Genomic DNA, 12,717 nt, shown 5'->3' on the forward strand with positions numbered 1-12,717 from the left:
GTTCGAGGAGGGCATCTCGCACTCCCGGATGTTCCTGGACCCGGCCCGCCCGGGCGTCGAGGACCTCATCGACTCGATCGTGGCCGGCGTGCGCAGCTCCTGCACCTACGCGGGCGCGGCCTCCCTGGAGGAGTTCCACGACAAGGCCGTCGTCGGCATCCAGAGCGCCGCCGGCTACGCCGAGGGCAAGCCGCTGCACTCCAGCTGGGCCTGACGCCTAGCGCTGAAGCCCACCGCCGGCCGGGCGGCTCCTCGCGACGGGGAGCCGCCCGGCCGGCGTCGTGGCGGGGTGCGGGCGGGCCTCCGCCGTGGCCGGGTGCAGGCCCGTCGGGGCGAGCAGCGCCCGGCCGAGCAGCCCCACCGCGCCGTCCAGCGTCGCGGTGAACGCCACGGCGGCGCCCGGCAGCCCGCGCAGCTCCCAGAGCACCCGGACCGACGACCAGGCCGCGTCCCGGGCGGCGTCGACCGACCACGCGCCGATCCGGTGGGTCAGCGGCTCGATCCGTTCCAGCAGGTCCGGCCCCGGCATCAGCTGCTCCCGGACCGCCGCCTCCACCCCGGCCAGCAGACCGTTGATCCGGTGGTAGTCGGCCGCGAGCTGCCCGGGCTCGCGGCCCAGCCGCCGGCAGGTGTCGATCACGGCGAGCGGCAGGTCGTGCTGGATGTGCGCGTTCATCCCGGCCAGCGCGAACTGGACCGGGTGCACCTCCGGGCACGCCCGCCGCTCGAACAGCGGCTGCCAGCTGGCCGGCGGCCGGCGCCCGGCCGCCACGGCGTCCACGGCCAGCAGGTAGCGCCCGGCGAACACGACGTCCAGCTCGGCCACGGCGCCGGGGTCCGCGAACTCCCCGAGTCGGGCCCGGAGCGTCTCCGTCACGGTCAGGTACATCCGGTTGAACACCGCGACGCCGTCACCGGGCGGCAGCCCGCGCCCGATCGCCCGCAGCCGACGGATCACGCCGTCGACCCCGATCGCCACCCGCGTGTGCGTGCCGGCCATCCGTCACCCTCCGATGTCGATCGTGCACTGATCGCATCATCGTGACAGCCGCCTGCCCGGGCCCGGTCGATGCCGCGCGGAGCCCCCGGCCGCTCCTCCGTCCCCCTCCGCCACTCAGCCCAGCTCGTACTCCAGGACGTAGGTGTGGGCGCCCTGCTCGTCGACGTTCAGCTCGAACGTGCCGGTGATCCCCGTCAGCCCGCCCGAGCCGGTCCCCGCCACCACCCGGATCGCGAGGCGCTCGCCCTGGCTCCCCGGCGCGGAGTGCTGCAGCACGAACGACCCCTGCCGCCCGTCCAGCGCGCCCGTGAACCGCTCCACCGCCACGTACGCGGCCGGCCCGCCCTCGCCGTCCATCACCGAGAACATCCGCACCAGGCTCGTCCCCGTCAGCCCGCCCGTGAAGTCCTTGGTGATCCGCACCCGGCCGACCGTCGACCCCGGCTGCTCGTCCGTCTCCTCCGGCTCGAACGCCGTCAGCTCGAACGCCCCGCTCGTCCTGCTCCCCATGGCACCGTCCCTCGACCGAACCCCGCGGCCGGGCCCGTCGCCGACCGCAGGCCCACCCTTGCACGCCCCACCGACAAGCGCGCCGCGGCGCCGTGCGGGCGGCCGGCCCGGCGGCCCCGCGGCCGCTCAGTACTCCCAGCGGAGGGCCAGCGCGGCCGCGTCGTCGTCCAGACCGGTCGGGGAGACCCACGCCGCCAGATCGTCGAGGAGGTCGTCGAGGAGGGCGTCGGGCGCGGTGGCGTGCAGGGCGGCGAGACGGTCGGTGATCGGGTAGAAGCGGCCCGCCGGGTCGCGGGCCTCGGAGAACCCGTCGGTGTGCAGGAGCAGGAGGTCCCCGGCGAGCGGCTCGAACGGATCGGCCCGGTAGCGGCCGCCGCCGAGGAGATCGAGCAGGCCGAGCGGCGGCGCGTGCCGGGAGGGCACGAGTTCGGTCACCCGGCCCGCGCGGCGCAGCAGGGCGTGCGGATGGCCGCAGTTGACCAGGAGGGCGGAGCCCCCCGGTCCGCCGACGCCGAGCAGCACGGCGGTGGCGAACCGCTCGTTGTCCGGCCGGGCGACCAGCGCGGCGTCCAGCCGCCCGGCGAGCCGGGCGAGGTCGGGCTCGGTGCGGGCCGCCGCCCGGAAGGCCCCGAGGACGTCGGCCGCCGTCTCGACGGCCGACAGCCCGTGCCCCTGGACGTCCCCGAGCAGCACCCGGATGCCGAACGGCGTGTCGGCCACCTCGTAGAGGTCGCCGCCGATCCGCGCCTCGGCCGCCGCCGCGACGTACCGGACGGCGATCCGCAGCGGGCCGATCCGTTCCGGGGGAGGGCGCAGCAGCGCCCGCTGCGCCGCCTCGGAGACCGTCCGGACCTGGAGCAGCTCGCGTTCCCGGGAGGAGATCAGCACGACGTTGGCGGTGCTCGCGAGGGTCGCCGCGAGGATGGTGACCAGCGCGGTGAGGTGGACGGAACCCGACACGGCGGTGTTGCCCCGCTCCAGCAGCCCGGCCGCGACGGCCGCGGCCACCCCGGTGGCCAACGGCACCCGGGCACGGCGGGTGGTCGCCCCGACCAGCACGGGTGCCACCGCGAGGACGGGGGAGAGGGTCGTCCCCGGGCCGGTGAGGAGATCGGCCACCACGGCCGCGACCAGCAGCAGGAAGGCGCAGTGGAGCAGCAGCCGGGTCCGCCGCGGCAGGCGCGGCGGCCGTGCCCCGTCCCGCGGGCCGTCGGCGGTCACGGTCACGCACTCGCCTCCCAGGAGGTCGACGGAGGCACCGGGAGGGGCGCCTGCGCGCTTCCACCCTCTTCCACCCTCCACTCTCCACCGGGGCCGCCGCGGACGGCATCCCGGCGGGCCGGCCTGCTCCGCCCGGTCCGCCCGCCCGGTCCGGTCCGGCGGGCCGGATAGGCTGGCCGGCGAGATGAGACGCAAGAGCACGCCGCCGGCCGCCCCCCTCCCGCAACGCCTCGGAGTGGACCCGGTGCACCTGCGGCTGCCGGTCGTCGGCGGCCCGTGGCCGACGGTGCGCGCGTACCTGGCCGAGCGGCTGCCCGCCGCGGCGGTCGAGCGGGTCGGCGCCCTGCTGGACGAGCACGGGATCGTCGGTGAGGACGGGCTGCCGATCGCGCCGGACGAGCCGTTCCGGCCCGGGGCGCACCTGTGGTTCTACCGGGAGCTGCCGGCGGAGGTGCCGGTCCCGTTCGCGCTGGACGTGCTGCACCACGACGAGCACCTCGTGGTGGTCGACAAGCCGCACTTCCTGGCCACCACCCCCCGCGGCCGGCACGTCGTGGAGACGGCGCTCTCCCGGCTGCGCCACGCACTCGCCCTGCCGGCCCTCAGCCCGGCGCACCGGCTGGACCGGCTGACGGCCGGGCTGGCGATGTTCGTGGTCCGCCCGGAGGACCGGGGCGCCTACCAGACGCTGTTCCGGGACCGCCTGGTCCACAAGGAGTACCAGGCGGTCGCGCCGTACGACCCGGACCTGGAGCTGCCCCGGACGGTGCGCAGCCACATCCTCAAGGAGCGCGGCGAGATCGCGGCCCGCGAAGTGGACGCGCCGCCGAACAGCGAGAGCCGGATCGACCTGGCCGAGCGGCGCGGCGCGCTGGCCCGCTACCGGCTGCTGCCGTCGACCGGGCGGACGCACCAGCTGCGCCTGCACATGAGCGGCCTGGGCGTGCCGATCCTCGGCGACCCGGTGTACCCGGTGGTGCTGCCCGAGCCGGCCCCGGACGACTTTCGCCGCCCACTCCAACTGCTCTCCTCGGTGGTCGAGTTCACCGATCCGCTGAGCGGGCACCCGCGCCGTTTCGAGAGCCGCCGGACGTTGTCCGCGTGGGCCGACCCGGCCGGGTGGGCCGGGTCGGCCGACCCGGAGGTCCGACCCGCCCCGGGCCCGCCGCCGTCCGCCCCCGCGCAGGCGGGCCGACTGTCCTAGGCCGGAGGGCGGAGGACGAAGGGCCGAGGTGGGGGCGGGTCCGGCGGCCGATCCGGATCGGACCGGTCCGGGGTGATCGTGGTGCCATGAACGCAGAACAGATCAGCAACCGCCCCGTCGCCCTGGTCACCGGCGCCTCGCGCGGTCTCGGCCGGGCGCTCGCCCGGGCCCTCGCCGCCGACGGCTGGCAGCTCGTGATCACCTCCCGGGGCGGGGCCGAACTCGCCACCGCGGAGGCCGAGCTGGCGGAGCTCACCACGGTGGTGGCACTCGCCGGTTCGATCGTCGACGACGACCACCGGGCCCGTCTCGCCTCGGCCGCGGCGGCCCTCGGCGGGGCACGGCTCCTGGTGAACAACGCCGGGACCCTCAACGGCGCCGACGCGGCCGGTGCCGACGGCGGCTGCGAACCCCTGCCCCGTCTGGCGGACTTCCCGCTGCCCGAGCTGCTGGAGACGTTCGAGGTCAACGTCCTCGCCCCGATCGCGTTGACCCAGCTCGTCCTGCCGCAGCTGCGCGCCCACACCGGTGACGTCCTCAACATCAGCTCGGACGCGGCCGCGGTGGCGTACGAGGGGTGGGGCGGCTACGGCGCGAGCAAGGCGGCGCTGGACCTCGCCTCGGCCGTACTGGCCGTCGAGGAGCCCGAGTTGCGGGTCTGGGCGGTGGATCCGGGCAGCATGCGCACCAGGATGCTCCAGGAGGCGAGCCCGGGTGAGGACATCTCCGGCGAGCCGCTGCCCGAGGAGGTGGCGCCCGCGCTGCTCACCCTCGTCCGCGACCGGGCCGCCTCCGGCAGGTACCGCGCCTCCGAGCTGCTCGCCGACCGGGTCGGCCCCGCCGGCGCCGTGACGGCCGGACCGGACCCCGCCGGCCCCGCCGCCGCCCCCGCCGCCGAGGCCCCCGGCCACGCCTTCGCCGAGGCCCCCGCCGGTGCCGTGCCCCTGGCCGCGTCGTCCGCCCGCCGGGGGGACCGGTGACCGCGGTCGCCGAGCCCGCCCTCGACGTCACCGTCCCGCCCGAACTCTCCGCCCGCGCACCCGCGGAGGCCCGCGGCACGGCCCGGGACGGCGTCCGGATGCTGGTCGGCCGCCGGAACGCCCGGGGCACCGACACCGTCGCGCACCACCGCTTCACCGAGCTGCCCGAGGTGCTCCGCCCCGGCGACCTCCTGGTGGTCAACAACTCGGCCACCCTGCCCGCCGCGCTGCCGGGCCGGCTGCCCGACGGGGGCCCGGTCGCCCTGCACCTGTCCTCCAGCCGGCCGGACCGGCACGGCGCGCACCTGGTCGAACTGCGCCGCGTCGTCCCGGGGAGGGCGCCCGCCTACTTCCCACCGGCGCAGTCGCCCGCCCGGCCCGGGCTGCGGGTGTCGCTGCCGGCGGGCGGCTCGGCCGAGCTGACCGCACCGTTCACGCCCCGGCTCTGGCACGCCCGGCTCGTCCTCCCGGGTCCGCTGACCGGGTACCTCGCGCAGCACGGCCGGGCCGTCCGCTACGGCTACGTCGACCGCGACTGGCCGATCGAGGCCTACCAGACGGTGTTCGCGACCGTCCCGGGAAGCAGTGAGATGCCCAGTGCGGCGCGGCCGTTCAGCGCCGAGGTGGTGGCCCGGCTGACCGGTCGGGGCGTGCTGCTGGCACCGATCACGCTGCACACCGGGGTCGCCTCCCCGGAGGCGCACGAGCCGCCGTACGCGGAGTGGTTCCGGGTACCGGCCGCCACCGCCCGGTTGGTCGACCACGTCCGGGCCGGCGGCGGGCGGGTGATCGCGGTGGGCACCACGGCCGTTCGCGCCCTGGAGTCGGCGGCCGGCCCGGACGGCGCGGTCCGGGAGGCCGAGGGCTGGACGGAGCTGGTGGTCACCCCCGAGCGCGGCGTGCGGGCGGTGGACGGCCTGCTCACCGGCTGGCACGAGCCGCGCGCCTCGCACCTGCACCTGCTCGCCGCCGTCGCGGGCCTGCCGCTGCTGGCGCGCTGCTACCGGGAGGCGGTCCGGCAGCGGTACCTGTGGCACGAGTCGGCGACGTCAACCTGCTGCTCCCGGACTGACCGGCGGCGCCCCCGGAATCCCGCGCAGCCGGGCCGGGCCGGGCCGAGCTGTGCCGAGCCGAGCTGTGCCGAGCCGAGCCGGTCTCCGGCCGTGCTACCGCTCCACCAGGCCCGGCGGAAGCTCCAGTTCGAACCAGACCACCTTCCCGTCCGGTGTCTTCCGGCTGCCCCAGCGGTGGGCGAGCTCGTTGACCAGGTGGATACCGCGCCCGCCCTCGTCCTCCTCCCGCGCGCGGCGCATCCGGGGCGACTCGGCGTCCTGGTCGGCGACCTCGACGGTGAGCGTCCGGTTGCACAACAGCCTCAGCTGGGTGGGGGATCCGGCGTGCACCAGGGCGTTGGTGATCAGCTCGCTGGTGAGCAGTTCTGCCCAGTCGGCGAGCGCGCCCAGCCCCCAGTCGCCGAGCGTGTCACGGGTGAAGCGGCGCGAGTGGGCGACCATCGCGTGGTCGTCGCCGAGCGGGAGGGTGGCGATCCGGTCGGAGCCGACCGGCCGGGCCTGCGCGATGATGACGGCGATGTCGTCCTCGCTGGTGCGGCCGGTGAGTTCGGCCAGCACCGCGTCGCAGGTCTGCTCCGGCGAGCGGTGGGTGCCGGCGGCGATGGTGCGGCAGAGCAGGTCGAGGCCCTCGTCGAGGTCACGGCCGCGCCGCTCCACCAATCCGTCCGTGTACAGGGCCAGCAGGCCGTCCTCGGGGAGGGTGAACTCGACGCTCTCGAAGGGGACTCCGCCCACCCCGAGCGGAGCCCCGGGCGGCAGCTCGACGAGCCGGGCGCCGCCCCGGCCGTCGCCCACCACCGGCGGCAGGTGGCCCGCGCAGGAGGCGATGCAGTGCCGGCCGACGGGGTCGTACACCACGCAGACGCAGGTGGCGAACTGGCCCTCGCCGATCGCCGTGGTGGCCTCGTCCAGCCGGTGCATGACCCGGTCCGGCGACAGTTCCAGGGTGATCAGGGTGCGGGCCACCGTGCGGAGTTGACCCATGGTCGCGGCGGCCCGGATGCCGTGGCCCATGACGTCGCCGACCACCAGGGCGACCCGGCCGGAGGAGAGCGGGACGACGTCGAACCAGTCGCCGCCGACCTCGCTGACCACGCTGCTGGGCAGGTACCGGTAGGCGATCTCCAGCCCCAGGGTGCGGTGGATCTCCTGCGGCAGCAGGCTCCGTTGCAGGGTGAGCGCGGTCTCCCGCTCCCGGCGGTAGAGCCGGCCGTTGTCGATGGCCAGCGCGGTGCGGGCGGCCAGCTCCTCGGCCAGCGAGCGGTCCGCCGCGCCGAACGGCAGCGGGTTGCGGGTGCGGATGAACTCCACGCCGCCGAGCACCAGTCCGCGCGCCAGCAGCGGCACCATCAGGTAGGAGTGCACGCCGGCGTCGAGCCCCGGCTGCACCCGGTCCTCCGAGGCCACGATCCGGCGCAGCGCCGCCTCGTCCACCTCCGAGACGAGGATCGAGCGGCCGGTGCGCAGGCTCTCCGCGTACACCTGGGCGGACTGCGAGGTCGTGCCGACCTGGTCGGCCGCCCGGGACATGGTGCCGTCGGCGGCGGCCTCGCCGACGGCCACGGCCCGCATGAGCACCGAGCCGTCGGCCGGGACGGGGGACGGGTCCTCGCCGCCGAGCACCGCGTCGCGCAGGTCGACGGTGACGAAGTCGGCGAAGCGGGGGATCACCACCTCCACCAACTCCTCGGAGGTGCGGTCCAGATCGAGCGTGGTGCCGATCCTGGTGGAGGCCTCGTTGAGGAGGGACAGCCGCTGCTGCGCGGCCCACGCCTCGTCCAGGGCGCGCTGGCGGGCCGCCGCCGCGTCCCGTTCCCGGGTGAACAGCAGGGCGTTGTCGATCGCGACGGCCGCGCGGACGGACAGCTCCCCGGCCAGCGCCAGGTCGTCGTCCTCGTAGGGATGGTCCACCACCGTCCGGTAGAAGGCGGCGACACCGACCGGTGAGCCCCGGGCGATCAGCGGCACCACCATGAACGAGCGGACGTTCTGTTCGTGGACGGCCGCCGTGCGGACCGGGTCGTTCGCGAACCAGGCCATCCCGGCCTCGTCCATCCTCGGTACCAGCACCGGCCTGCGACGGGTGAGGGCCCAGGCGTAGGGCGAGCCGGGCAGGAACCGCTGCACGCCGCCGGTCCGGTCGATCGGTTCGAGCGTCGAGCCGTGCGCCGAGTGGAACGCCATCCGCCGCAGCACCGCGGAGCCGTCCGTCGACGGCCGGGCCTCGCGCTCGCCCCGTACCAGGTCGTCCAGTACCTCGACCACCACCGTGTCGGCCAGCCGGGGCGTCGCCACCTCGGCCAACTCCAGTGCGGTCTGGGCCAGATCGAGCGTGGTGCCGATCCGGGTGGAGGCCACGTTCACCAGCGCCAGCCGCTCCTGTGCGGCCTTCGCCTCGCGCAGGGCCTGCTGCCGCGCCAGCACGATCTGGTGCTGGCGCAGGTAGAGGCGGGCGTTGTCGATGGCGACGGCCGCCCGGGAGGCCAGCTCGTCACCGAGCGTGATGTCCGCCTCGGCGAAGGACTCCCGCTCCCCGCGCCGCGAGTACACGATCATGCCGAGGGTGGTGCCGCGCGCCACCAGCGGGGTGATCCGCACCGACCGCGGCCGGTCGCCCAGGTAGGCCTGGCGGCGGCTCTCGCTGATCCCGTTGCTCAGTGGCGGAAGCTCCCAGGAGGGCACCACCACCGTCCGGCCGGTGGCCAGCGCCCTCGCGTAGGGGGATTCCGGCGCCACCTCGTACACGGCGTCCACCGGCAGGGCCTCCGCCGGGTAGAGCGGGTCGGTGGTGGCCAGGGCGAGCCGGCGGACCTGCTGCGGCGCGGACGGGTCCAGCGGTTCGACGGTCCGGCCGGCGGCCAGCGCCTCCAGCGCGAAGACGCCGCTGATGTCGGCGACCTTGGGCACCATGGCGTCGGCCAGCTCGCGGGCGGTCTGCCGCAGGTCGAGGGTGGTGCCGATCGAGGCGCTGGCGTCGACCAGCAGGGCCAGCCGCTCCTGCGCCCGGGCGGCGCGGGCGTCGGCACGGAACCGCTCGGTGATGTCGATGACCGTCGAACTGACCCCGAGCACCCGGCCGCTCGGGTCCTCCAGCCGGAAGTACGAGGCCGACCAGGCGTGCTCGTGCGTCGGGTCGCCCGGGGTCCGGCCGTGGGACCGGGCGTCCAGGACGGGTTCGCCGGTCTCCAGCACCCGGCGCATCACCGCCTCGCTCTCCTCGCCGTCGATGCCGGGCAGCAGCTCGGTCAGCCGGCTGCCGACGTGCCGGTCCACCGGCAACCCGTTCACCCGGGCCAGCGCCTCGTTCAGCCGGACGAACGCCAGCCGGCTGTCGAAGACGCCCATGCCGACCGGGGACTGGGTGAAGAAGCCGTCCAGCACGGCCAGGTCCGCCTGGATCCGGCGCAGGGTCGTCACGTCCGACGCCACGGCCAGGACCAGCGGACTGCCGCCCGGCCCGGCGATCGGGTGGGTGCGGAACTCCAGGTTGACGTGGTGGCCGTCCCGGTGCCGGACCGGGAACACGCCGGACCAGCCGCGCCCGTCCAGGATCTCCTGGAACAGCTCCAGCACCTCGGGCCGCTGGTCGTCGGGGGCCAGCAGCTGCGCGGCCCGGGCGCCGATGGCCTCCTCCGGGGAGTAGCCGAGCAGCGCCTCGGCGTCGTTGCTCCAGTGCAGGATGCGGCCGTCGGACTCGATCAGCGCGGTGGCGATCGGCACCATGAGGAGGGCGTCCTGGTGCGGCCCCGCGCCGGGTTCGCCGCCCGGTTCGTCACGGCGAGCCCGCCCGGGCCCGCCGAGGTCACGCCGCTCGTTCACCATGCTCGGTCACCATGGCCAGAGAACCGCCCGGAGATCGTTTTCGCCAGCCCTGCCATCTTCCCACGCGCCCTGCCCCGCCCGCGCGGCACGCGCCCCGGCACCGGTGGGCGGCGCCCGCGACCGGTGGGCCCGCCCCGGTCCCTCCGGCCCCTCCGGCCGCCCGCACAGGAGGTCGGCGGGTCCGACGTCCGGTGCACGGCGGGCCCGGGCCGCCCGGCGGCGACCGGCCGGTCACGCCCGGCGTCCGAGCGGGCGACACCGGTACTCCGGGCCGGGCCGGGCCGGGGCCTGCCCGGCCGCCCGCGGCGGTGGGCGTCGCTGCGCTCCTACGCCGTCCCGCCCGAGGCGTGGGTGTTCTGGAGCGTGCGCAACAGCGCGACGCCCGCCGGGTCGACGGAGCGGCGGGTGTTGACCACGGCGATCACGCCCACCTGCTTCTCCGGGTCGAAGGCCACGAACGACCGGTAGCCGCCCGTCCCACCGTTGTGCCAGATCTGCAGGTGGCCGCCCTGGCGGGCGTGCAGGCGGTGGCCGAGCCACCCGAGGTGCATCCAGGCGAACGGGTTGACCCGGTGGCGGACCTCCCGGCTGAGTGCGATCGCGGGCGCCAGTGGCGAGTCGTCACCGTCCGTGCCGTTCGCCAGCTGGGCCCGCACGAGTATCGAGAGGTCGGCGACGGTCGAGTGGAGGCCGCCGGCGCCGACCAGGTCGGCGAGGTCCCAGCCGGGGACGGGGCGACCGCCGGAGGTGTGTCCGGGGGCCAGCCGGGCGGCGCGCTCGGCGTCCGGCGTCACCGTCGTGTCGGTCAGGCCGAGCGGGGCGCAGATCTCCCGCGTCACCAGCTCCTGGTAGCCGAGGCCGGTCCGGTGGGTGAGCGCGAGGCCGAGCAGTCCGGCTCCGAGGTTGGAGTAGCGGAAGCTTCGGCCGGGGGCGGCCCGCAGCCGGGTGCGGGCGAGTCCGGCGAGCAGGTACTCGGCGGTGCAGTGCGCGTACGGGTCGGGCTTGTTGGGGGTGAGCAGGGCCGGCAGCAGCATCCCGGCGGGGAGGCGGGGCAGCCCGGCGGAGTGGGTCGCGAGGTGCTGGAGGGTGAGCGGGGTGCCGCCCTTGGCGGGGACGGTGACGCCCGCCGGGAGCGCGTCGGCCAGGACGTCGGCGAGCGGCTCGTCGAGGGCGACGGTGCCGGCGAGCGCCAGTCGCGCGAGCGCGAGAGAGGTGAACACCTTGGTCACCGAGCCGATTTCGAACAGGGTGTCCGGGCCGGGAGCACCGCCGGCGCTGCCGGGGCCGGTGCGGCCGGCGCCGCGGATCTCCACCGTGCCTCCGGCCAGGCCGGCGACCACCGCGCCGACGTGCTGGCCGGCGAGGCGGTCGGCGGTCTGCTGGACGAGGCTGCCAAGGTCGTTCATGACCCCGAGCCTAGGATCCCCCGGCCGGTCGCGACGTCCACCGTGGCGACGATTTCGGGCCCCCGCCGTTCGTCCGCCGGAGGTACGCGCCCACCGCCGCCCGCATGCGTGGGGGCGGGCGGCGGTGGGCGGCCGTCGTGCCGGTCAGCAGCTCAGGTTGTTGCCCGGAACGGTGCCGAGCAGCTGGGTGAAGCGCTGGTAGGCGTTGATCCGGCTCTGCACCTGCGCGGGGTTGCCGCCGTTGCACTCCAGGCTGCCGTTGATGCTGCGGATGGTCTCGCCGAAGCCGTACCCGTTGACGATGGCGTTGTGCGGGGTCATGGTGCCGGGCCCGTTCTGGGTGTTCCAGTACCAGAGCGCGGTCTTCCAGGCCACGGCCGGGTCGGTCTGCACCAGGTTGGGGTTGCGCAGCAGGTCGATGCCGAGGGCGTCGCCGGCCGCCTTGTAGTTGAAGTTCCAGCTCAGCTGGATCGGGCCGCGCCCGTAGTACGCGGCCTGACCGGCCGGGCAGCCGTACGACTGCGCGGCGTCGCAGTAGTGCGGGTAGTTGGCGGTGTTCTGCTCGACCACGTAGACCAGGCCGCCGGTCTCGTGGTTGACGTTGGCGAGGAAGGCCGCGGCCTCCTGCTTGCGCACGGTGTCCGTGCCGGTGCCCGCGAAGGCGGGGTAGGCGGAGAGGGCGTCAAGCAGGCCCTGGTAGGTGTAGAAGGTGTTCCGGTTCGGGAACATCTGGTTGAACTGCGCCTGGCTGACCGGGAATCCGCCCGGGTTGGGGGTCACGGTGGTGGTCGGCGTCGGCGTCGGGCCGCAGCTGTACGGCTCCCAGTACCAGGTGCTGATCACCGGGTCGTAGCCCGGGTTGTCGTGGGTGGCCCGGTAGAAGCTGCCGTTGACGTACCGGACGATCGTGCCGGTGGTGTAGGTGCGTCCGGCGACCCAGTCCGGGTAGGCGCAGTTCCCGGGAGTCGGCGTCGCGGTGGGCGTCACCGTGGGAGTGGCGGTGGGCGTCGTGGTGGGGGTCTGGGTCGGGCCGGTGCCGCAGGTGCCCTGGTCGGCCCAGACGCCGGAGCCGGCGGTGCTCGGGGCCTCGCCCTGGGTCCACCACTTCGCGGACCAGTTGTGGCCGTTGTGCGAGGCGCTCGTGCCGCCGGTGTAGACGGCCGACGAGCTCCAGGGCGTGGCGCAGACGGCGGCGCTCGCGTTGGCGGCGGGCAGCAGCAGGACGACTGCCAGGGCCGTGACGACGGCGGACAGCAGTGCGAGGAGACGTTTCGTTGACACTTGATCACCCCTTGTGCGGTGGGGGCCGCACGGTCGTGGAGGCGGGAGGGTCGGGTCAGGGAGGGGGCCCCGCGGTGTGGGGGCTCGTCGTGGGGGACGGGCCGACCGGGGTGCGGGCCGGTGCGGGGCTGGCCCAGACTCAAGCGGAATGGTCTAAACCTGTCAAGAGCGCACGGCGTGGCGGGGCCCGGATTCGGCGGCTGCGGCCCCCGGTCCGTCA

The 12,717-nt window shown here is 75.6% G+C and carries 9 protein-coding genes and 1 pseudogene; 4 read left to right on the forward strand and 6 right to left on the reverse strand.

The genetic code is table 11. The features are described from left to right. Positions 1-214: IMP dehydrogenase (locus PUR56_RS39955; RefSeq protein WP_329952568.1), on the forward strand; the 214-nt coding region annotated here is incomplete at its 5' end. A gap of 3 nt (positions 215-217) precedes the next feature. On the opposite strand, the gene PUR56_RS39960 is transcribed toward PUR56_RS39955, so the two are convergent. The 3 genes from PUR56_RS39960 to PUR56_RS39970 all read right to left on the reverse strand — a co-directional run bounded on the left by PUR56_RS39960 (position 218) and on the right by PUR56_RS39970 (position 2,737). Then, positions 218-1,000 carry a DUF5995 family protein gene (locus PUR56_RS39960; protein WP_329952569.1) on the reverse strand — a complete coding sequence of 261 codons (783 nt, stop codon included), beginning with the start codon at positions 998-1,000 and terminating at the stop codon, positions 218-220. Between the two features lie 114 nt (positions 1,001-1,114). Continuing rightward, positions 1,115-1,510 (reverse strand): DUF3224 domain-containing protein, encoded by a 396-nt coding sequence (locus PUR56_RS39965; protein ID WP_329952570.1) that lies wholly within the window; start codon positions 1,508-1,510, stop codon positions 1,115-1,117. A gap of 126 nt (positions 1,511-1,636) precedes the next feature. Continuing rightward, positions 1,637-2,737, reverse strand: coding sequence for a PP2C family protein-serine/threonine phosphatase (locus PUR56_RS39970; RefSeq protein WP_329952571.1), 1,101 nt, complete (start codon positions 2,735-2,737; stop codon positions 1,637-1,639). Between the two features lie 178 nt (positions 2,738-2,915). Here PUR56_RS39970 and PUR56_RS39975 point away from each other — a divergent pair, with 178 nt between their 5' ends. The 3 genes and pseudogenes from PUR56_RS39975 to PUR56_RS39985 all read left to right on the forward strand — a co-directional run. After that, positions 2,916-3,935 carry a pseudouridine synthase gene (locus PUR56_RS39975; RefSeq protein ID WP_329952572.1) on the forward strand — a complete coding sequence of 340 codons (1,020 nt, stop codon included), beginning with the start codon at positions 2,916-2,918 and terminating at the stop codon, positions 3,933-3,935. Positions 3,936-4,021: 86 nt separating this feature from the next. After that, the gene (locus tag PUR56_RS39980) at positions 4,022-4,915 is read left to right on the forward strand and encodes an SDR family NAD(P)-dependent oxidoreductase (RefSeq protein ID WP_329952573.1); all 894 of its coding nucleotides are present in this window, start codon (positions 4,022-4,024) and stop codon (positions 4,913-4,915) included. Continuing rightward, a pseudogene (locus PUR56_RS39985) lies at positions 4,912-5,892 on the forward strand (S-adenosylmethionine:tRNA ribosyltransferase-isomerase); the annotation flags it as partial. The gene PUR56_RS39980 and the pseudogene PUR56_RS39985, both read left to right, overlap by 4 nt. 189 nt (positions 5,893-6,081) lie before the next feature. Here PUR56_RS39985 and PUR56_RS39990 read toward each other — a convergent pair. The 3 genes from PUR56_RS39990 to PUR56_RS40000 form a co-directional block, all read right to left on the reverse strand. Then, a complete protein-coding gene (locus PUR56_RS39990) occupies positions 6,082-9,810 on the reverse strand; it encodes a SpoIIE family protein phosphatase (RefSeq protein WP_329952574.1) in 3,729 nt (1,242 codons plus the stop codon). Between the two features lie 326 nt (positions 9,811-10,136). Then, entirely contained in the window at positions 10,137-11,216 is a 1,080-nt protein-coding gene (locus tag PUR56_RS39995) for a serine hydrolase domain-containing protein (protein WP_329952575.1), read from the reverse strand. A 144-nt stretch (positions 11,217-11,360) separates the two neighbouring features. Next, complete coding sequence (locus tag PUR56_RS40000) at positions 11,361-12,497, reverse strand: glycoside hydrolase family 19 protein (RefSeq protein ID WP_329884176.1); 1,137 nt, start codon at positions 12,495-12,497, stop codon at positions 11,361-11,363. Between the last annotated feature and the right edge of the window lie 220 nt (positions 12,498-12,717).

Source organism: Streptomyces sp. BE303 (assembly GCF_036290945.1).
In the GTDB taxonomy this organism is placed as follows: Bacteria; Actinomycetota; Actinomycetes; order Streptomycetales; family Streptomycetaceae; genus Kitasatospora.

What these genes read in the sequence shown, in the direction of transcription:
- PUR56_RS39960 (WP_329952569.1), bottom strand. Translation starts at nt 1,000, where the DNA reads ATGGCCGGCACGCACACGCGGGTGGCGATCGGGGTCGACGGCGTGATC.
- PUR56_RS39965 (WP_329952570.1), bottom strand. Translation starts at nt 1,510, where the DNA reads ATGGGGAGCAGGACGAGCGGGGCGTTCGAGCTGACGGCGTTCGAGCCG.
- PUR56_RS39975 (WP_329952572.1), top strand. Translation starts at nt 2,916, where the DNA reads ATGAGACGCAAGAGCACGCCGCCGGCCGCCCCCCTCCCGCAACGCCTC.
- PUR56_RS39980 (WP_329952573.1), top strand. Translation starts at nt 4,022, where the DNA reads ATGAACGCAGAACAGATCAGCAACCGCCCCGTCGCCCTGGTCACCGGC.
- PUR56_RS39990 (WP_329952574.1), bottom strand. Translation starts at nt 9,810, where the DNA reads ATGGTGAACGAGCGGCGTGACCTCGGCGGGCCCGGGCGGGCTCGCCGT.
- PUR56_RS39995 (WP_329952575.1), bottom strand. Translation starts at nt 11,216, where the DNA reads ATGAACGACCTTGGCAGCCTCGTCCAGCAGACCGCCGACCGCCTCGCC.